The sequence below is a fragment of the Roseovarius sp. MMSF_3350 genome (assembly GCF_030733425.1).
Taxonomy (GTDB): Bacteria; Pseudomonadota; Alphaproteobacteria; order Rhodobacterales; family Rhodobacteraceae; genus Roseovarius.
Genome location: NZ_JASHIZ010000002.1, coordinates 206504 through 226696, shown reverse-complemented (window position 1 = coordinate 226696; position 20193 = coordinate 206504). Strand labels below are relative to the sequence as shown.

General features: G+C 59.8%; 20 protein-coding genes and 1 tRNA gene. 12 read left to right on the top strand and 9 right to left on the bottom strand.

Features of this window, described 5'->3' with window-relative positions; all coding sequences use genetic code 11:
• Positions 1-4 precede the first annotated feature (4 nt).
• A complete protein-coding gene (locus tag RBB31_RS03715; protein WP_306127904.1) occupies positions 5-679 on the bottom strand; it encodes a TIGR04283 family arsenosugar biosynthesis glycosyltransferase in 675 nt (224 codons plus the stop codon).
• A 67-nt stretch (positions 680-746) separates the two neighbouring features.
• Between RBB31_RS03715 and RBB31_RS03710 the strand changes: the two genes are divergently transcribed.
• Positions 747-1478: a folate-binding protein YgfZ gene (locus RBB31_RS03710; RefSeq protein WP_306127903.1), complete on the top strand. Its 732-nt coding sequence runs from the start codon at positions 747-749 to the stop codon at positions 1476-1478.
• 45 nt (positions 1479-1523) lie between these two features.
• On the opposite strand, the gene efp is transcribed toward RBB31_RS03710, so the two are convergent.
• Complete coding sequence (gene efp, locus RBB31_RS03705) at positions 1524-2087, bottom strand: elongation factor P (RefSeq protein ID WP_306127902.1); 564 nt, start codon at positions 2085-2087, stop codon at positions 1524-1526.
• A 218-nt stretch (positions 2088-2305) separates the two neighbouring features.
• Between efp and RBB31_RS03700 the strand changes: the two genes are divergently transcribed.
• Positions 2306-2629, top strand: coding sequence for a DUF6280 family protein (locus RBB31_RS03700; protein WP_306127901.1), 324 nt, complete (start codon positions 2306-2308; stop codon positions 2627-2629).
• A gap of 62 nt (positions 2630-2691) precedes the next feature.
• Here RBB31_RS03700 and RBB31_RS03695 read toward each other — a convergent pair whose 3' ends face one another.
• From RBB31_RS03695 to RBB31_RS03680, 4 genes are all read right to left on the bottom strand, one after another.
• On the bottom strand, positions 2692-3267 hold the full coding sequence (locus RBB31_RS03695) for a cobalamin biosynthesis protein CobQ (RefSeq protein WP_306127900.1): 576 nt from the start codon (positions 3265-3267) through the stop codon (positions 2692-2694).
• 232 nt (positions 3268-3499) lie between these two features.
• Positions 3500-4699, bottom strand: coding sequence for a hypothetical protein (locus RBB31_RS03690; protein ID WP_306127899.1), 1200 nt, complete (start codon positions 4697-4699; stop codon positions 3500-3502).
• Between the two features lie 117 nt (positions 4700-4816).
• Positions 4817-6202, bottom strand: a complete 1386-nt coding sequence (locus tag RBB31_RS03685; RefSeq protein WP_306127898.1) for a TolC family outer membrane protein — start codon at positions 6200-6202, stop codon at positions 4817-4819.
• A 74-nt stretch (positions 6203-6276) separates the two neighbouring features.
• Complete coding sequence (locus tag RBB31_RS03680; RefSeq protein WP_306127897.1) at positions 6277-6930, bottom strand: protein-L-isoaspartate O-methyltransferase; 654 nt, start codon at positions 6928-6930, stop codon at positions 6277-6279.
• A gap of 320 nt (positions 6931-7250) precedes the next feature.
• Here RBB31_RS03680 and RBB31_RS03675 point away from each other — a divergent pair.
• A tRNA-Cys gene (locus tag RBB31_RS03675) sits at positions 7251-7324 on the top strand.
• 234 nt (positions 7325-7558) lie between these two features.
• Here the strand turns inward: RBB31_RS03675 and RBB31_RS03670 are convergent.
• A complete protein-coding gene (locus RBB31_RS03670; protein ID WP_306127896.1) occupies positions 7559-8566 on the bottom strand; it encodes a tyrosine-type recombinase/integrase in 1008 nt (335 codons plus the stop codon).
• On the opposite strand from RBB31_RS03670, the gene RBB31_RS03665 reads away from it, so the two are divergent.
• Positions 8565-8828, top strand: a complete 264-nt coding sequence (locus RBB31_RS03665; RefSeq protein WP_306127895.1) for a hypothetical protein — start codon at positions 8565-8567, stop codon at positions 8826-8828. The genes RBB31_RS03670 and RBB31_RS03665 overlap by 2 nt on opposite strands.
• A gap of 749 nt (positions 8829-9577) precedes the next feature.
• Positions 9578-12544 carry an AAA family ATPase gene (locus RBB31_RS03660; RefSeq protein WP_306127894.1) on the top strand — a complete coding sequence of 989 codons (2967 nt, stop codon included), beginning with the start codon at positions 9578-9580 and terminating at the stop codon, positions 12542-12544.
• A 125-nt stretch (positions 12545-12669) separates the two neighbouring features.
• Here RBB31_RS03660 and RBB31_RS20545 read toward each other — a convergent pair whose 3' ends face one another.
• Together RBB31_RS20545 and RBB31_RS03655 are read right to left on the bottom strand one after the other, a co-directional pair.
• Positions 12670-12966 carry a DUF4156 domain-containing protein gene (locus RBB31_RS20545; RefSeq protein WP_371931285.1) on the bottom strand — a complete coding sequence of 99 codons (297 nt, stop codon included), beginning with the start codon at positions 12964-12966 and terminating at the stop codon, positions 12670-12672.
• A 370-nt stretch (positions 12967-13336) separates the two neighbouring features.
• A complete protein-coding gene (locus tag RBB31_RS03655) occupies positions 13337-14308 on the bottom strand; it encodes a LysR family transcriptional regulator (RefSeq protein ID WP_306127893.1) in 972 nt (323 codons plus the stop codon).
• A gap of 139 nt (positions 14309-14447) precedes the next feature.
• On the opposite strand from RBB31_RS03655, the gene RBB31_RS03650 reads away from it, so the two are divergent.
• From RBB31_RS03650 to RBB31_RS03620, 7 genes are all read left to right on the top strand, one after another.
• Positions 14448-15224 (top strand): transporter substrate-binding domain-containing protein, encoded by a 777-nt coding sequence (locus RBB31_RS03650; protein WP_306127892.1) that lies wholly within the window; start codon positions 14448-14450, stop codon positions 15222-15224.
• Positions 15225-15402: 178 nt separating this feature from the next.
• Positions 15403-16050 (top strand): amino acid ABC transporter permease, encoded by a 648-nt coding sequence (locus tag RBB31_RS03645; protein ID WP_306127891.1) that lies wholly within the window; start codon positions 15403-15405, stop codon positions 16048-16050.
• 18 nt (positions 16051-16068) lie between these two features.
• Positions 16069-16725, top strand: a complete 657-nt coding sequence (locus RBB31_RS03640; RefSeq protein ID WP_222449490.1) for an amino acid ABC transporter permease — start codon at positions 16069-16071, stop codon at positions 16723-16725.
• A 17-nt stretch (positions 16726-16742) separates the two neighbouring features.
• Positions 16743-17513 (top strand): amino acid ABC transporter ATP-binding protein, encoded by a 771-nt coding sequence (locus RBB31_RS03635; RefSeq protein ID WP_306127890.1) that lies wholly within the window; start codon positions 16743-16745, stop codon positions 17511-17513.
• Complete coding sequence (locus RBB31_RS03630) at positions 17510-18862, top strand: aspartate aminotransferase family protein (protein ID WP_306127889.1); 1353 nt, start codon at positions 17510-17512, stop codon at positions 18860-18862. The genes RBB31_RS03635 and RBB31_RS03630 overlap by 4 nt, the downstream gene beginning before the upstream one ends.
• Positions 18859-19551, top strand: a complete 693-nt coding sequence (locus RBB31_RS03625; RefSeq protein ID WP_306127888.1) for a CoA transferase subunit A — start codon at positions 18859-18861, stop codon at positions 19549-19551. The genes RBB31_RS03630 and RBB31_RS03625 overlap by 4 nt, the downstream gene beginning before the upstream one ends.
• Positions 19538-20191, top strand: coding sequence for a 3-oxoacid CoA-transferase subunit B (locus RBB31_RS03620; protein WP_306127887.1), 654 nt, complete (start codon positions 19538-19540; stop codon positions 20189-20191). Before RBB31_RS03625 ends, RBB31_RS03620 begins: the two co-directional genes overlap by 14 nt.
• Positions 20192-20193: the final 2 nt, after the last annotated feature.

Sequence of the window (20193 nt, the reverse complement as noted above, 5' to 3'; positions counted from 1 at the left end):
GCGTTCAGTAGCGGCGCGCCAGGTCCTCGGGCCTGGCCCCGCCCAGGTAGCGCAGCAAAAGCCACAGGTTCCGCCCACCCCGGCGCAGCCAGCCGTCGCGCCTGTAGCGGTCGGCGCTCGTCGTCACCGCCGCGGGCAAGAGCGTGATCCGCCGCCCCAGCGCGCGCGCCAGCGCCACGTCCTCCATCAGCGGCACGTCAGGATAGCCCCCGGCGGCATCGTAATCGGACCGCGACAGCAACAGCCCCTGGTCCCCATAGGGCAGCCCGAACACCTTGCTACGCAGGTTGGCCCAGCCCGCTACGATGACCGGCGCCAGCCCGCTGGCGTCAAAGGACAGTCGGAACGCCGCCGCTCCCTGCCCTTGCGCGATGTGCGCCTTCACGACCTCCGGCCAGCCCTGTGGCAGCACCGTGTCGGCGTGCAGCATCAACAGCCACTCGCCCCGCGCCACGGATACGCCGCGCCGCAATTGCCCTCCCCGTGACGCGGCCCCGGTGACCAGCACCGCGCCCGCAGCCTCGGCGATCTGCCCGGTCGCGTCCTCCGATCCTCCGTCCGAGATCACCAGTTCCCGGATCAGGCCCGCCTCCAGCCCCTCGGCCAGCGCAGGCAGCGACCGCGCCAGCCCGGCTTCGGCATTCAATGTCGGCATCACCACGGAAAGTTTCGCCCGCATCGCTGCAAACCCTGTCATTTCACCGCCGGTTTCATATATGACGGCCAAAGCAATGACGAGGCCCCCGATGACCCGCAAGATCCTTCAGATCACCGGCGCCGATGCCCGCTCCTTTCTCCAGGGGCTGGTGACCAACGATATCGCAAAACTGGACCACGGGCTGGTCTACGCCGCCATGCTGACACCGCAGGGCAAATACCTCGCCGATTTCCTGCTGGTGCCCTGGGACGGCGCGATCCTGCTCGATGTGGACGAAAGTCTTGCCGACGGGCTTCTGCAACGGCTCAACATGTACAAGCTGCGCGCCGATGTGCAGATCACGCTGACAGATCTCGCGGTCTGGCGCGGCACCGGCGACCGTCCCGAAGGCGCCTTTGCCGATCCCCGCCACACGGCTCTGGGCTGGCGCCTCTACGGCGCCGAGGCGGGCGATGACGGCAGCGATTTCGAGGCGATCCGGGTGGCCCACTGCATCCCCCGCGCGACGGTCGAGTTGACCCCCGACACGTTCATCCTCGAAGCCGGGTTCGAGCGGCTGAACGGCGTCGATTTTCGCAAGGGGTGTTTCGTCGGGCAGGAAGTGACCGCGCGCATGAAGCACAAGACCGAACTGCGCAAGGGTCTGACCACGGTCGCGCTCGACGGCGACGCTCCGATCGGCACACCGATCACCGCGGACGGCAAGACTGTCGGCACGCTCTTCACCCAGTCCGGCGGGCGCGCCATTGCCTATCTGCGGTTTGATCGGGCGAAAGGCGCGATGCAGGCCGCGTCCGCGACCGTCACCCTGCCCGAGTGACGCGACGTCTCGACGCAGCGGGCCCGTGTGGCTCGCGCCCGGGGGTCAGGCGCGTTCGGCGTATTCCATCGTCTCGGTGTTCACGATGATCTCTTCATCCTGGCCCACGAAGGGCGGCACCATGACCTTCACGCCGTTGTCCAGAATCGCGGGCTTGAAGCTGTTGGCCGCCGTCTGACCCTTGACCACCGGCTCGGTCTCGACCACGCGGCAATTCACCTTCTGAGGCAAGGTCGCGTTCAGTGCTTCACTTTCATAAAATTCGACGGTGATCGTCATGCCGTCCTGCAGGAAGGGCCGGCGCTCGCCCAGCAGATCCGCCGGCAGTTCGATCTGCTCGTAAGTCTCTGAATCCATGAAGACAAGCATTCCGTCAGTTTCGTAAAGGAACTGCTGATCCTTCTGCTCCAGCCGGACGCGCTCGACTTTGTCGGCGCTTCTAAACCGTTCATTAAGCTTTGATCCGTTACGAAGGTTGCGCAACTCCACCTGGGCGAATGCGCCGCCTTTGCCGGGCTTTACATGATCCACTTTGACGGCACTCCAAAGGCCGTCATTGTGCTCGAGGACGTTACCGGGACGAATTTCGTTTCCGTTGATTTTGGGCATTGAGGCGAAACCATGACAAGAGGTTGATCAGTGTTACGCCAACCCTATATCTAGCGAAGCGATGGCGTGCAAGACGACGACATATCGTGCTGCATACGCAGCAAGCCATGCGGTCGACGCAAGGGTGGTATGCGATTGGGGACTATCCGAATCGCATAAAACCCGTCATAACCGGCGCCACGCCTGAAACACAAGAGCAATAAAAACAAGGACGAAACATGAAAGATTTCGTTGACGGTACGGCTTTCAACGCTGAACAAGGCAACCGTGCCCGCAAACTCTTCGCAGCCGTGGTACTGGCTGCACTGGACGACGCCATTGCCGATGACAAGAAGTATGGCAACGGGCCGGAACAGATCGCCCGCTGGGCCCGCTCACGCGATGGGCGCGAGGTCCTGTCCTGCGCGGGGATCGACCCGAACGAGCGTGTGGTTTCCGGACTGATGGAATTCGTGGGCAAGGGGATACGTACCTCTGTTGCCCTGTCGCGCGAGGAAAGCGAGCGCCGCAATGCCGCCGCCGCGCAGGCCGAAGCCGCCTGATCCCCGACGCCTCCGAATTTGAAAAAGCCCTGCCGTCTTGGCGGGGCTTTTTCGTTCATGGGTCAGGTCGCAAAGACAAAGCCCCAGATGAACAGCGGAGCAAGCTGCAATCCCGCCAGCCCCGCAATCGCCAGCCGAGACCGCAGACTTTTGAATCGCCACATCAACACACCGCACAGCAGCGCCGATAGCCCCATCTCCAGCGGCCCGACCAACCCGGCATGGTGTGCGCTGTCCCAATAGCTGATCGGGCTTTCGAAAACCCAGTCCGTCAACGGCCAGAAATGCGGACGCCCGTCGTCGTGGTGCAACGGAAAATCCAGCGCCAGGTGCATCAGACCCGATGCACCGAAAATCATTCCGTTTCTCGCGCCACACCACCACGCCAGACCGAACCCCGCGCCCCAGACAAGGAACGAGTTGTCGATCCTGAACATCTGTTGCCACGGCTCCGAGAAATAGAGCGTGCCAAAGACATATCCTGCGTCGAGACCCAGCAGGTAAAGCGAGACCGCGACCATCAGGTAAAGCGACAGGTCCGGCGCCAGACCACCTGCCACCGCGGCAACCGTGCGCCGCCGGTCACCCGGGCGGGCAAAGGCCGCGACCGCGAATATCACGTGGGCCGGCGTGTTCATCTTGTTCTTTCCCGCAGCGTTGTCGCCTGCCGCGCAGCTGCGCAGCGTGGCAGGCCTTTCCAATACCAGATAGCCGGGTCAAAGGCATCGCGGATTGCGAGACAGAAGGCATATGGACCTCATTGGTCCTTGTCTGGCATCGCGATCGCCATGCCGGTCGATACCCTGCCCGAGCTTCCGGGAACGCCCTGAAAGTGGGAAATTTTTCGGGCCGGCCGACGACGCCCGCGCGTCAGTCGAAATCCCGGCCCATCATCGCGCGGTGGATCTCGCGGCGCACCAGTTTTCGTACGTTGCGCGTGATCCGCTCGCCCAACGTGCCCTGCAATTCCTGCCGTACGATCTCGCTCACCAGGTCCCGCAGCGCATCCTCATCAAGGAACGCATCGGCATCCTCGCGATACCACTTGCCCTCGCCTTCCTGCGCCTCGACGGTCGCGGTGTCCCCGCTGCGCGGCGCAGAGGCATCCCGTTCTGCTGTCCCGCCATGGCGCGCCGAGTCGCGCGGCGCTTCGTGCTCGCCCGAAACGGCCGTGTCGTCTTCGGCGTCGTCCCCCCGGCGATCCTCTTCGGCCGACGCCGAATACTCGTCCTGCGCCGCGTAGGAAACGAAAACAGGCTCCTCTGGCTCGACGTGGTCCTCCCACGGAAGCGGCTCGGTCTGTCCGCCTGCATATGGGTCTTCCGACGCGCCATCCGGCTCCCACTGGTCGTCACGCGCGGCAACGGCGGCCTCGACCTCCGCGATCCGGGCCTCCAGTTCCGAGGTCACGACCTCACGCTCCGGCGCCTCCTCCACCGCGTCATCGCCGGCTTCGGTGTATTCGAAGGCAACATCCTCGTCTCCGACAAAGGCCGCCGCCCCGAAATCGACATCCTCTTCGGAGCCTTCGCCAAAGCCTTCCTCGGACAGATCGACAGACGACTCGTCCGCGTCCTCCCAAATGTCAGCCTCATTGGCGCGATCGTCCTCGGCCGTCAGCCACTCTTTCAGCTGCGCGTCGTCGCCTTGCCCCGCATCCTCATGAACGTCGTCGTGCGCATCGAAAGCCTCCGCCTGGTCCCGCCCATACAAGCCGGAGCCGGCCTCCTCGACACTCTCGTCAATCGCGTCTTGCCATTCATCAAGCGCCAGATGCTGGGGCTCGCCCTGCGCCAGCGGCTCCGCGCCGTGGTCCTCCGAATCGCCTTCGTCCTGCAGATCTTTCGGCTCGACCCGAAACGATGGAGTCAGGACCAGTCGCGCGCCACCCGCAGGCGCCGCGGCGTCCGGCGTGGCCCCATCCGAGACGGCAGGAGCAGGCTTTGACGTGTGCGCGGCTGCACGATCCGACTCCGCGTCCCTTGAGCCGGGCGACTTGTCGACCGATACCAGCCGACGAATAGACGACAGGACGTCCTCGATTTCCGCATTCGATACGGGATCAGACATGCTCAACTACCATTCTTGCCTGCGCTACAGTGTAGCGGCTGCCGCAAATTCGCACAACAATTTAGAACGCCGCCTTTTAGGCGCTTTTACCGTTCCGCGCCTGTGCCGACCGTACCGCTACTGACGCCCCAGCGATTTCAGAACCCTGTCCAACTGCTGGCCCTGCCTGCTCAGCGGCACGGGCGCGTCCTTGACCAGGTTGTAATAGGCCGCCGGGTCGTAGGTCTGCACGTTCAGGTTCAGGTCTTTCGCAGTCAGCTCGCCGATGGCCGCCAGCACCTGATAGGCCGCGATGGCCACATCGACATCCGCCGAAATCAGGTTGCTTCGCGCGTCCAGCAATTCCTGCTCGGCGTTCAGCACGTCCAGCGTGGTTCGTGCGCCCAGCGTCGCCTCTTCGCGCACGCCGCGAAAGGCCACCTGCGCTGCCCGCACCTGCTCTTGGCTTGCCTCGCGCACCACGCGTGCCGACTGCAAAATCGCGAACGCGTTGCCCACGTCCTGCACCACTGCGTGGCGCACCACGTGAAGGTTGCCACGCGCCGCGTCGCGCTGTGCCTGCGCCTGCCGCTTGGCAGAGCTCAGCAGCCCACCCTGATAGATCGGCGCCCGCATGTTCAGCCCGACACTGCCCGACCGGCCGTAGTCGCTGCCTTCCAGGTCCTCGCTGATCCCGAGCGTGCCCTGAGCGGTGAAGCGCGGCTTCATTGCCGCGTCCGCGGCCAGGATCGTCAGCTCGGCCGATGCCACCCGGCGCTGTGCCTCCAGGATGTCGGGATGGTTGCGCACCGCGATATTCTTCGAGGTCTCGATCCCGCCCGACAGGTTCGGCAACTGGCGCGGCGATTGCAACGCTCCGGGCGGCTGCCCGACGACGGCGACATATTCCTCGATCGCCTGGGCGAGGCTGCCCTGTGCCTGGGCAAGCTCGCCCTGGGTGCTGGCGACCCGCGCCTCGGCCTGGGCCACGTCGGTCCGCGTCACCTCTCCCACTTCGAAACGATCGCGGGCGGCCTGCAATTCCTGCCGCAGCAGGCGCAGGTTGTTCTGGCGCAGCGACACGAACTCCCGGTTGCGCTGCACGTCGTAAAAGGCCGCCACCGCCCGCAGCAACACCTGCTGCTCGATGCTGCGCAGCGATTGCCGCGTCGCCAGGACAGTCTCCTTCGCGGCGTCGATCTGGAATCGCGTCCGGCCGAAATCGAACAGCAGCAGTTCCAGCGTCACGCCGGTGCTGAAAGAGGTGTTGCGCGTGGTATTGATCAGGTTGGTCGTCCGGTTCTCGCCGAAGTTGCGCGTGATGTCTGCGGTCCAGTTGATGATCGGCCGCAGACCGGCCACCGCCTGGGCCACGTCCTCGTCCGCCGCCCGCAACAGCGCGCGGTTCTGCTCCAGAAGGCCGCTGTGTTCATAGGCCCAGGCCAGCGCCTGGCCCAGCGTTTCGGATTTGGCTCCCCCGGGCAGCGCCATCGTGCCCGCCAACGCCACAAAGCCGGCCGCCATCCAGTTCCTTAGCGGGAAAACCCGCGCGCTGCCTGCTGCCCGTGCCGGTTTCCGCCCGGCTTGCTTCCGCATCATCATAGGATAAAGGCCGCGTGCCGCTCGAAGCCCGACAGAACCGGTGCTCCTGCGTTGAAGGCGAACCGCCAGTTCATCGCGCCGTCGATCTTGTAGCCCACGCGCACCGCGCCCAGGCCTCCCTCGGCGAAAAGACAGGCTATGCGGCCACCTTCCTTGATCTGTTCGATGATGGTATCCGGCAGATGCTCGACCGCGCCCTGAAGCATCACGACATCGTAAGGACCGTGTTCCGCCGCACCCTCGGCCAGTGGCCCCTCGTGCACGATCACGTTGTCCGCGCCCTGTTCCGACAGGATGCCGCGGGCCTCCTCGGCCATGTCTTCCATCTCTTCCACGGCGACCACCGCCTCGGCCATCCGGGCGGCGACCGCAGAGGAGTATCCCAGCCCGCAGCCGAGGTCGAGCACCAGTTCGTCGGCCCGGATATCCAGCGCGTCGAGGATCTTGGCGAGCGTCCGTGGCTCCAGCACGACGCGTCCGCCGCCCAGGTCGACATTCTCGCCGACATAGGCGGCCTCTCTCAGGTGGCGTGGCACGAAAGCCTCGCGGGCAACCGACAACATGGCGTCGATGATTGGAAACTTGGTTACGTCGGCTGGACGTACCTGGGTGTCGACCATCATGGTCCGGCGCGCGGCGAAATCGGTCATACGGTCATCTCTGTAGCTGCTCTATCCTGACTAAGGTTTTGCCACAAACCCGCCCCCCTCACAATGGCCTTGGACCGAGCGGTACAGATCGCTTCCCAGGCGATGCCGATGGGAGACACCAAGCGCCATTCGAATTCATCCGCGGCAAACCTGTGTGCTTTTCTCGTACCCCGCCCACACGCGCGACGCGGCATCCCAACGCCGGCCGACCAAAGTGTATTCATCAGAATTGTCATTGTTGGGACCCGTCACGCGAGGTATGGACATCGCCCCGACGAAACACTAAGCAGGCATCTCAGGCCGAATGGCCCACCACGGCTGGCGAGTTGGCGGAGTGGTGACGCAGCGGATTGCAAATCCGTGTACACCGGTTCGATTCCGGTACTCGCCTCCATTTATTATCAATGGCTTAGACGAATTTTGTGAAATGCGGCAACGCGCGTCTAAACATTTGTCTAAACATTCTGTTTTTGTTCTGTTCCGAAATATCCGTAGCGAGCGCGCGGCGCACACGCTCCGAGCTTGTACGGTTCAGCGACGAGACACCAGAAACGAGCGCGCGCAATCTTTAGCCAGGTCGATAACCTAGCAACGACAGTGACCAATCCGAAAGAAGATCAGTTGAGTACTAAGATCGGTTTTTATCCGAGCGCTTTTGCTGCGCTTCAATGGCTCTGACCTTCTGGCGTACCTTCTTGGTATAGTGCAGAACCATCGCTGGGCTTTGTCCTGTCACTGACGCCACGAGGTCATCACTACAGCCAACCTCTACAAGCTCACAGGCGGCGTTGTAGCGCCAGCTGTGAATGTCATAGTCCAAAGCACCAATGCGTTGGCGAACCTTTCTGACCGCGGCAGAAGCGCCGCGATAGGACCAACGGTTTGTGCCTTGCTCATTGGTCAAGATGAAGACCGAATGTCGGCTAGCGGCATCGAGCGCTGATTGAAGCTCAGGCAGGATCGGAACCCAGAGTTGCTTTCCTGTTTTGCTCTGACGGACGACAAATCCGCCGTCCTGAATATCCGACCAACGCATCGCCAGAACATCGGCTATCCGTTGCCCCGTTCCGACGCAAAGCTCCATAACCAAGCGCTCACGCGTACCAAGGTCACAAGCTGTCCGATATGATTGAAGCAGATCGCGCGGCCATGGTTCGCGCTCTTTCTTCACCGTTTTCAACTCCGGCACACCGCGTACAGGGTTGGTTTCTCGCCAACCTAAATCGACGCAGTGTTCCATGAGGACGCGCAGAACACGCAAAGAATAATTGGCGAAATAGGCTTTGTCGGCATTTGCGTCGCGAAGGCGGATAACGTCCTTGCGTTGCATCTTTGCTGGGCTGGCCGCCCCCATAATTTCGCAGAAGAAGTCTAAATGCTTGTCATAATCCAAACCTGTTCGCGGCTTAAGATTACGATAGCGTGGCGACTTCCTGTAACTGTCAATCAAGGCCCCGAAGTTACGCGCTATCACGCGGTTGGGCCTGTCTTTTAAAGAAAGAATACCCGCATACTCTTGCCAAAATTCTGGCGTACCAAATTCACTCTGAAATTTCTGCGATGGCCAACCGCGACGCTGGAAGTAGATACCATTACGCTGTTTGTAGACGTGCTTTGGAAGTTCGCGTTTAGCCATGGCGCATATTGATCCCATCGAAATCGTCGGAACGTTCATCAGAGGCGAGCTCGAGTTCGATCTTGCGGCCTTCGATGGAAACCCGCGTAACCAGCTTTCCCGCCTTCTCAAAGGCGTTGAGCAAGTTCAGAGCTTCCTGTTGAATCTTAGACGACGCCGACATTATCTCACCAACGAACAACTTAGGTTGAGTTTGCGCGGCCCTTTGGTGCCGAATGCGCACCTTTTGCACATGCAAACTATTCTGATGTTTCGAATCTAGCGAGCGTCGGATTCACCAGCAAGACAACGAGTTCAACTTATCGGCCAGTCACGCGTTTGCTGTCACTAAACGTATAGACGAAAACTGTGTTTGCCAGTCACACTCAACGCTCAAACCACCTTCGGTTTTCAAACAGATATTGACACTGCAATCTCGGGGACCAGTCGCGAGCATGGCCCTTCAGTTTTCTAATTTAGTTCCGGAGTTGCCAAAAAAGCTAAACAATCGCACAGAAAGCCTTGCGTTGATTGAACAATTGCCACTTCGGCAACTCCTGTCACTAAATGCATACCCTGACAAGGGGGGGGGGAGGCTCTACGCCCCGCTCCTCCTCCGATATATAAATTCTACGGAGGAACGGGGCTGCGTTCCGCACAAACACAGGATAGCAAACTTCAAGCTGACGCTTTCCCGCGCGCCTCAGAGACACGCGCGCAGGTTTGCTATCAATGGCGGATAATACCAGTGACCGCCCTTCTGGAGCGCCTTCTAAACGCCTCTCCGTGTATTTTTACGCAACTGGCTCGGAAAAATGTTTATCGAAGAATAATGGGAACCGCACACAAGCCTCCGCGAGCATCAGCTTAGTAGGTAGCCAGGTCGAATACCTGACTGTGATCCTTTGACACCCACGTTGCTGAGGAGGAGCAACACAACCATTCTAAATTTCGGCCACCGGTGATTAACTCAAGAAAACGGAAATGCAAAGAAGGTACCTGGCGTAGGTAAGTGCGGGGGAGGAAATCCGAATGATGACGTTAGATAAGGCGTACGAGACAGTTCTCGTCATCCGCGACGAGGTAAACGCAAATCTTGACAACATCCTCACTGAAGAAGATGCCAAGATTCAAATTATCAATCGCGTAATCACGGAATGTCTGGGCTGGAATTTTGCCGAAATCGGTGCTGAGCGAGCACACGAAAGTGGTTACTCCGACTACTTGGTTACTCTTGCAGGCCGAAACGCATTGATCGTCGAAGCGAAAAGAGTTGGCCGTATGGAAATTCGTGTCGCAGATAAAGCTGTTCAGAAGAACCTAAAGCTAGATGGCCCGGCGCTCGCCGATACAACTAAAGGGATTTCTCAGGCCGCATCTTACGCTCAGCCTAATGGAGTGCCTGTGGGTGTACTTTCCGACGGCAATGCATGGATAATTTTCAAACCCACAATTCCCGGAGAAAATTATCTTACCAAGCAAGCTTTTGTCTTTCCTAGTTTTGATGCTGTAATCGCAAAATTTTCAATCTTTTATGACCTTTTGGCCCGCGAACCATTCTCGCGCAAAGTCTATAATCTGATGTTCGATGAATTGCACAATGCAAGGATATTGCTTGCCAACCCATTAACTGCAGCCATCGGCGAAACTGAGATTTCACGGCAGCAAAAGTCCAAGCTGGCCTTCGACTTGGAACCAGTCTTCGATAGTTTTTTTAGCAGGATCACCGGGAAGGATGATCAAGACCTAATTATTGACTGCTTTGTTGAAACGACGGAAAGTCGTATCGCCGATCATTCGCTTGAGAAAATGACAGCGCGTGTCCTTGGCAACCTTTCTTCACGCTCTGCGAGTGTTGAAGAAGAACTGTCGGACTTCCTTAGTAATGCGGTTGAACTTGATGCGGGAGAAAGCGTCTTCATTGTAGGTCCGACTGGCTCAGGAAAATCGACCTTCATTGAGCGTTTCTTTAAAAGAACTTTGTCTGCGGAGACGCGGTCAAAGTGCATACCTGTACGACTAAATTTCCTTGAAGCATCCGGAAGTATCGAACCAACTCTTAATTGGATCACTGAGACATTGATTCAAAATCTTGAGGCGGCGCTTTATACCGATGGGCACCCAACTTGGGACGAGCTGCGGGGGCTCTACTTTTCTGATTACCGGCGACAGAGCACAGGTGTCCATGCCAAGCTTTATTCAAGGGATAAAGACGCCTTCCAAGAAAAGTTTGGCGAATTTATGGCTGATAAAGTTGAGCGAGACCGGGAGGGATACCTGAAAAGGATCCTTTCCGATATCGTTCACAACAGAAAAAAATTACCCGTAATTGTCGCCGACAATACTGACGAGTTCCCGCCTGAGACCAAAGAAGCAGTTTTCCAGTTCATTCAATCACTGAGAGTGCATAGCAAACACTGCATCCTTATTTTTCCAATTACCGACAGGTCAGCCTGGTCATTCACAAAATCTGATATTTACTCGATATATCAATCAAAGTCGTTTTTTCTTCCAACACCTCCACCTCGCGAAGTGTTCAGACGTAGAATTGACTATTTGAAAGAAAAATTAATCACTGCAGATCACGCAGAGACGGGGAAAACCTACCTTACAGACCGAAATATCAGTATCTCAATTGCCAATCTCAGCAGCTTCGCCGATGTGGTTGAAGATGCATTCGTCAGCGACGTATTCGCCGCAAAAATATTGGGGGAGTTCTCGAACTACAATATTCGGCGAACCTTGCGCCTAGCCCGGCGTGTAATCACTTCGCCGATTTTTCAGATTGAAGACCTAATCGTAGCTTTCGCATCCGGTTCTGCGACGTTTAACCGTCACGCTAAGTTTATGAATGCCTTACTTAAAGGGGACTACAACTTCTATAATCAAAATGATGCAGATGCAGCCGAAATTGTGCCGGTTTTTTCAGTTGACCGTAAGTTTAAACAGTCTCCCCTTCTCAAAATTCGTATTTTGACATTGCTTGAGGCAACGTTCAGTGGAGCACGAAACGTGGAAGAAAGACACGTTTCAATCGGAAGTATCTCTGACTATTTTCAAGGCATTGGCTGCACTGAGGCGTCAATTGATACCGCTATAGACCACCTGTTGAATGCGAATTTGGTTGAGCCGTTTGATCCATCGAACAGAAGCTTGGATGCAGCTCAACGATTGGCAATCAATTACTCCGGTAAAGTTCATCTTCGCTTGGCAACAAACAATCAAGTTTTCTTCGAGCAAATGGCACTTACAACTGAGCTTTCGGACTCCGATGTCGCCAGGTTGATCGCTGCCGCATATCGATCGAAACAGCCGGTACACGAGAAATTTGCAAACATCAGAACGGTTTTTGCGCAATATCTTCTTGACCAAGACGAACGCGAAATGTCGGTACCCTCCGAAGGCGTGCCATATGAACTGCAGCGACAGTTATCTGAAGGAATACGCGGGTTCCTGACCGCTTCCGATAGCAGCACTTCGAGTGAGGACCAAAAGCCTACCGAAGGCAGTAGCAGTGCCGACCTCCCCGACACACATCGTGGCGTACTTGGTACTGTAGATTTTTTTGACAGTCAGAAAGGATTTGGGTTTGTCGATGTTAAGGAGATTGGCGAACGTTGCTATGTCGGCAAGGACGTAGTTTCATCCAGTAAGGCTGAGACATTGAGGGATGGAGACGACATACTTTGCGATGTTGGACCATCCCCGAAAGGACCGCAAATAACCTCCATTCACGATATCCAAATCAGCCCAGAAGAGGTTACTTTAGTCGATTGCGTTGTGGTTCGCTTAGTGCCCGAACGATATTATGGTTTTGTATCAGTGTTTGGGCGGAGTGACGATGCTCTATTCCACTTCTCGCTTTTGACCGATGAGCAAATTGAGCTTCTGGCGATAGGCAACCGTTTCAAAGCGGAGGTTCGAACAAACTCCAAAAACGGCCTACAACAGGTCAGACGGATCGAAGAATTTCTAGCCTCCGAGCCGTCTAAAGACTGAGGCCAGTTACGGAAATGCAATGAGGTTTTGGCTTTGAACGCAGCGCATTGCCGAAGGCTTTTAGATAGAGCGCCCAAGCTTAACAAACATGGCTTAAGCGGAACGCAGACTTACTACAATCTGGCTCAGCAACTGTAAGCGTCAGCCTGCACTACTGTGGTAGCGCTTGAGGTGCTGGACGCAGAAACTACAAATGCGTTTCCGCCCAATTCGCCTACTGAGTTGCGAACTTTATTGAATGCGCTTGTTACGTCCATTGCCTCATCTAAACCCATACTTTCGGAGCCTGTCACCGGTCCCAAGAATTGGCACGAGTTAGCAGTCTGCAATGAAACTTGCCTGACGGACTTGCCTGCTTGCGTCAACTCGGTGCTGCAAGCAGAAAGACCCAATAAAATTAACCAGATACCAACAACACGCATGGCCGTCCTCAGATTAACCTACATTAACCACTCAACCAGATACGCCCGAAAATAGAAACATCTTTCTAATTGCTGTTGCGCAAAGCGTCTTGCTTACGCTTCGATGCACTTTTTGCCTACTTTGGTTATCTGCACATAATAATATCACCGATCGCAACGTCTAAACATTCTTGTTACGTTCCGTCTATTTTCCGCGCCGATCTAACCATATTATTAAATAAAAACATCTAGATGCGCAGTCTTGCAAATCCGTGTACACCGGTTCGATTCCGGTACTCGCCTCCAATCACTCCGAAATATGCGCGACTGAAACACGTTTGCGGTCAAGCGGTTTGCCTTATAGGGGTCAAAGAGCCAATCAGGAGCGGTGTCACGCTCCTCCGCCGACGCCATAGGTCCTGTCACCAACACCGACCCGCGTCAGGTCGCCCTCGATCATCTCGAGAAACTTCGCCTCCGCCTCCGACTGGCGTCGCGCAGGGTTGCTCAGCAGATAGATGTCGACCATCGGCAGGTTGTCATAGGGCGGCAGCTGGCGGAGATGGCCCGCCGCCACGTCTTGAGCCGCCACGTGCAGAGGCAGTGCCCCGATCCCGACATTCGCCATGATCATCCGCCTGATCTCGTTCAGGCTCGAGGACACGCCGCGCCAGTTGCGCGACAGGTTCAGCCGCGCCCGCAGTTTCGAGATCACCTCAAGCGGTCCGCCTTCGGCTTCCGTCTGGAACGCCACGAAGGGCTCGCCCTCAAGATCCTCTGGCCGGATCACTTCGGCCGCGAACAGCGGATGGCGCGCGCCGCAGTAAAGGCCGAAATACTCGCGGTAGAGAACCATCGTCGTCAGGGTCTTGGGCAGGCTCGACAACAGGCAGATCCCGAAACTGGCCCGGTTGAGCTTGATCATCGTCTCGACCTCGTCGCTCTCGTAGACCGTGAAGGAATAGGTCACGCTGGGATGCGCCTGCGCAAATCGGTTCAGCACGTCGTCGAAATGCTCCGAAATGACCGAGCTGGTGATCGCAATGGAAAGATGCCCGCGCAATTCGGCATTGTCCTCGTCCAAGATCGCGGGAATCTGCGACACCGTCCCGAAGATCGTCGCGCACTCGGTATAAAGCACCTGCCCCGCCCGGGTTATGGCGAACTCGTTGGGCTTGCGGATCACCAGCGTCTTGCCGACGGTTTGTTCCAGCCGCTTCAGCGCCGCCGACACCGTGGGTTGTTTCAGCCCCAGATGGCCGGCCGCCTTCGAGATGCCGCGCTCCTCGACCACCACCATGAAGGTGCGCAGCAGGTTCCAGTCGAGGTTCCAGGGAAAACGACGGCGCTGGGGGAGGCTCATAGATTTTACCTATATTAAGAATGCTTATTATTTATTTGCGCAATATCACGCCCCATGCAAGGCTTTTGCCGGAGCGGCACAGGCCGCCAATGCCGCCCGGGCGTAGACCCGGCGCCGACAAACCAACATGGAGAGACATATGACATTCCGCCGAACCGTTCTGAAATCCGTTGTCGTGGCCATGGGCCTTGCCGTGGCGGGTTTCACCCCCGCCGCTGCCGAAGAGCTCGAAACCCTGAAGGAAAAGGGTGTCATCCGCATCGCGATGTCCGGCGCCTACCCGCCGTTCAACTTCGTCAACGACCAGAACGAGGTCGTGGGCTTCGACCCGGCCATCGGCAAGGAAATCGCCAAGCGCATGGGGCTCGAGGCCGAGATCGTCACCACCGCGTGGGACGGAATCATCGGCGGCCTGCTGTCCAACAAGTACGACGCCATCGTCGGCTCCATGACCATCACCGACGAACGCGACGAGGTCGTGGATTTCGTCGGCCCCTACTATTCCGACAAGCGCGCCATTTTCTCCCAGCCCGGGTCGGGCATCTCCAGCCTCGAGGATCTCGAAGGCAAGAAGGTCGGCCTCACCCTGGGTGAAACGCACGAGGACTGGGCGCGCGAGCGCGGCTACAACGTCAGCACCTACAAGGGCCTGCCCGAATTGCTGCTGGAGCTTGAGAACGGCCGCGTCGACGCCATCGTGAACGACTCCATCGCCGCCATCCTCGCCATGGGCGAGAAAGGCCAGGAATACGAGATGTTCGCCGATCCCACGACCGAACCCTTCGGCGCGGGCATCGCCATCCGCGAAGGCAGCCCCGAACTCGCCGCCGCCATGCAGGAGGCGCTGGATTCCATGATGGAAGACGGCACCTATCTCGAACTCGCCGAAAAGTGGGTCGGCGCAGATATCCGCTGAGCTTTTCGCCCCGCCGCCATTACAGGTCGGCGGGGCCTTCCGGGATCCTGACCCGGATCGGACCGGCTGACGGCCCTGGCGCGGTGCGCCTTGCCCCTGACCTGTTCAGCCACGCTCCCGACTTCGCCGGACTGTCTTCGCCACGCCCCGGCCCCGCGACCTGCCAGAAGGACACGCCATGGATATAGAGTTGATGCAAAGGGTCTATCCCTTCTTCCTTCAGGCCGCCTGGGTGACGATCCAGCTCTCGGTCCTGACGGCCATCCTTGGCCTGACCTGCGGCGCGCTCGGGGCCGCTATGCGCCTGTCGCGGCTGGCTGTCTTCCGCTTTCTCGGCGCGGCCTATGTCAGCGTCTTTCGCGGCACGCCCGCGCTCATCCAGCTGTTCATCCTCTATTTCGGCGGGCCCCAGGTCGGCATCCAGCTTGACGCGTTCGAGGCGGGCGTCATCGGCCTCGGCGTCAATGTCGGCGCCTACATGACCGAAACCATCCGCGGCGCGATCATCTCGATCCCCAAGGGCCAGCGCGAGGCCGCCCGCACCCTGGGCCTCAGCCGGTGGCAGACGTTCTACAACGCGATCCTGCCCCAGGCCGCCCGCCTGATGGTCCGCCCCCTCGGCGTAAACCTCAACATGCTGATCAAGTCGACCGCGCTGGTCGCCGCGATCTCGGTGGTCGAACTCACCTACACCGCGCAGCGCTACATCGGCTCCACCTACAAACCGTTCGAGATGTTCCTGCTCGCGGGCCTTCTCTACATGATCATCATCTACGCCACCGGTCGGGCCGTCGCCTGGCTGGACCGCCGCGTCCAGATCAACTGACCGGAAAGGAAAACCACAATGGGCCTCGACTTCACGGTTGTTCCGGAACATCTCGACGTGATCCTGCTGGGTTGCCTGTGGACGATCTTCATCGCCGTCGCCGCCGCGCTGGTCAGCTTCTTCGGCGGCATCATTTTCGCCGTCATCGCGCTTTATGCGCCGTGGATCATCCGCCAGCCCTTCCGGCTGATCGAATGGGTCTTCATGGGCACGCCGCTGCTCCTGCAACTCTTCCTGATCTATTTCGGCCTCGTGCAGATCGGCATCGACCTGCCCGCCTTCGTCGCCGGCATCATCGGGCTTGGCCTGCACTTTGCCGTCTACAATTCCGAACTGATCCAGACCGCCATCCTGTCCGTCGACAAGGGCCAGATGGAGGCCGCCCGCACCGTCGGCCTCAGCCGGGGACAGGCGCTGCGTAAGGTGGTGATCCCGCAGGCCGTGCGTGACGTGATCCCGCCCATCGGCAACAACATGATAGCACTTCTCAAGGACAGCGCGCTGGTGTCGGTGATCGGCGTCAGCGAACTGACCCTGTCGGCGCAGCGCGCGATCGGCGCGACCTATCGCCCGTTCGAGTTCTACCTCGTCGCCGCCGCCTTCTACTACGTCATCAACCTCTGCATGGAATGGGTGCAGCGCCGCATCGAGCGCCGCATCGCAATCTCGCGCTGATCGTCAGGAGACAGACCATGACCGACACCGAACACTTCGTCGAAATCAAGCACGCCCAGAAATCATTCGGCAAGCTTGAGGTGCTGAAAGACATCAGCCTCAACGTCGCCCGCGGCCAGATCGTGGCGATCATCGGCCCCTCGGGCTCGGGCAAGTCCACGCTATTGCGGGCAATCAACGACCTCGACGCGCTGACGGGCGGCGAAATCTGGCTCGACGGCGTGCAGGTGAACCGCGACCTGCCCTACCGCCAGTATGAGAAACACATCAACCAGATGCGCCAGGACATCGGAATGGTGTTCCAGCACTTCAATCTCTTCCCCCACATGACCGCCCGCGACAACGTCACCATGGCGCCGAAGCTGCTCAAGGGCCTTTCCAAGGCCGAAGCCGACGCACTGGCCGAGGAACAGCTCGACAAGGTCGGGATGCTGGAACGGATCGACTATTACCCCTCGCAACTTTCCGGCGGCCAGAAACAGCGCGTCGCCATCGCCCGCGCGCTCGCCATGAAGCCCAAGCTGATGCTGTTCGACGAGGCCACCTCCGCCCTCGACCCCGAACTGGTGGACGAGGTGAACCAGGTCATGAAGAAGCTGGCCGAGGAACACATGACCATGATCATCGTAACCCACGAGATGGATTTCGCCGCCTCTGTCTGTGACCGCGTGCTCTTCATGGACAAGGGCGTGGTGGTCGAGGAAGGCCCGCCCAGCGTCGTCTTCAAGAACCCCACCAAGGACCGCACCCGCGAATTTCTCCGCAAACACCTCGCAGGCGCCAAATGAGTGACACCACGTCCTACCTCTTTTACCAGTCGCGCAACCCGCGACCCTTCCTCGACCACGGCGAGGGGATCTACCTGATCGACGAGGCGGGCAAACGCTACATCGACGGATCGTCGGGCGCGATGGTGTCCAATATCGGCCATTCCAACCCGCGCGTGCTGGCCAAAATGAAGGCCCAGATGGACAAGGCCACTTTCGGCTATCGCCTGCATTTCCGCACCCACCCGTCCGAGGATCTGGCCGCCAAGACCGTCGCCATGACGCCCGACGGCCTCGACCGCGTCTTCTTCGTCTCCGGCGGGTCCGAGGCGGTGGAAAGCGCCGTGAAACTCGCCCGCCAGTATGCGCTGACCCAGGGCCATAACGGCCGCTACAAGGTCATATCGCGCTTTCCCTCCTACCACGGCTGCACCTTCGGTGCGCTCGACCTTACCGGCTACGCCCCCCTGCGCGACCCCTTCGCCCCGATGCTGAGCAAAATGCCCAAGGTCGCCGCCCCCACCACCTATCTCGACCGCGACAACCTGACGGAAGAGGCGCGCGGCCTGAGATACGCAGACCTCCTGCGCGACAAGATCCTCGCCGAGGGCCCCGACACCGTGCTGGCCTTCATCATGGAACCCGTCGGCGGCGCCTCCACCGGCGCGCTGGTCGCCCCGGACAGCTATTATGGCCGCATCCGCGAGATCTGCGACGAATTCGGCGTGCTCCTGATCTACGACGAGGTCATGACCGGCGCGGGCCGCACCGGCCGCTTCCTCGCCGCCGAACACTGGGGCATCACTCCCGATATCGTCGCCATGTCCAAGGGGTTCGGCGCGGGCTACGCGCCCCTCGGCGCCATGGTTGCCGGCCGCCGCCTTGTCGACCCGGTGCTGGATGCGGGCGGCTTCGCCCACGGCTTCACCTATGCCGGCAACCCGCTGGCCTGCGCCGCCGGCCTCGCCGTGCTGAAAGAGATGGAGGCGCACGACCTCATCGGCAACGCCGCTCGCATGGGCGACGTCCTGATGACCGAACTCCGCGCCCTGATGGACCGCTACCCGTTCATCGGCGACGTGCGCGGCAAGGGGCTGCTCACCGCGTTCGAATTCGTCTCCGACCGCACCACGATGGAACCGCTCGACCCCGCGCTCAACGCCCATGACCGCCTTGTCGAACTGGCCTACGAACGTGGCCTCATCCTCTATTCCCGCCGCACCCGTGGCGGCACCAAGGGCGATCATTTCCTCGTCGCCCCGCCCCTCATCATCACCGAGGACCAAATCAGCGAAATGATGGCGATCTTGCGCGATGCCCTCGACGCCTTCGCGCAAGAGATCGGCCTGCCGGTGGAGAGCGCGGCATGAGGCTCCCCGACAAGCGCTGTGCCATCGAGGCCGCCATCGCCCGCATCAAGGACGGCGCCACCGTCATGGTCGGCGGCTTCGGCGTCCCCGGCACGCCCATGACGCTGATCCGGGCGCTGGTGGCCCACGGCGCCTGCGACCTCACCCTTATCAAGAACGACGCCAACGAGCCCGGCATGGGCATCGACCACCTGCTGCAAAGCGGGCAGGTCAAGCGCCTCATCACCACGCATCTGGGTCTCAACAGCCACGCCATCGGCCTGATGAATTCCGGCGCACTCGAGGTCGAGTTCAACGCGCAAGGAATCCTCGCCGAACGCATCCGCGCGGGTGGCGCCGGCATCGGCGCGATCCTCAGCGATATCGGCATCGACACGGAACTGGCGCGCGGCAAGCAGGTGGTCGAGATGCACGGCACCCCCTACCTCGCCGAGCCTGCCCTGCGCGCCGACGTGGCCCTGATCCACGCCGACACCGCCGACCCCTTCGGCAACCTCGCCTATGTCGCCACCGCGCAGAACTTCAACCCACTCATGGCCATGGCAGCCCCGCTGGTCATCGCCGAGGCCGAGCGCGTCGTGCCGCTGGGCGCGCTCGACCCCAACGCCGTCCACACCCCCGGAGTCTTCGTCGATCACGTCGCGGAACTGACTGAAATAACCGAGGATTACGCCGTTGTCCGACGCTAGGGATCGCATGGTGGCCCGCGCCGCGCGCGAGATTGCCCCGGGCATGGTCGTCAACCTCGGCATCGGCCTGCCGACCAAGGTGGTCAACCATCTGCCCGCCGATTTTCCCGTCTGCCTGCATACCGAGAACGGCATGACCGGCATCGGCCCCGCCCTCACGCCCGAGCGCGCCGACCGCAACCTGATCGACGCCGGCGGCGCCTATGTCACGCCCGTCCCCGGCTCGGCCTATTTCGACAGCGCCACCAGCTTCGCCGTCGTCCGCTCCGGCCGGCTGGACCTCACCATGCTCGGCGCCTTCGAAGTCAGCCAGACGGGCGACCTCGCCAACTGGAAGATCCCCGGCAAGTTCAGCCCCGGTGCAGGCGGGGGCATCGAACTGGCGCAAAAGGCCCGCCGCATCGCCGTGCTGACCACCCACACCGACCGCGCCGGGAACCCAAAGCTGAAGCAAACCTGCACCCTGCCCCTCTCGGCCAGCGCCTGCGTCGCCCGCATCTTCACCGACCTCGCCGTGATCGACGTCACCCCCACCGGCTTTGCCCTTGTCGAACACGCCGCAGGCACCAGTATCGAGGACGTGACAAAGGCCACAGACGCCCCCCTCACGATCCCCGACGCACCAATTCCGACCTTCTGAGC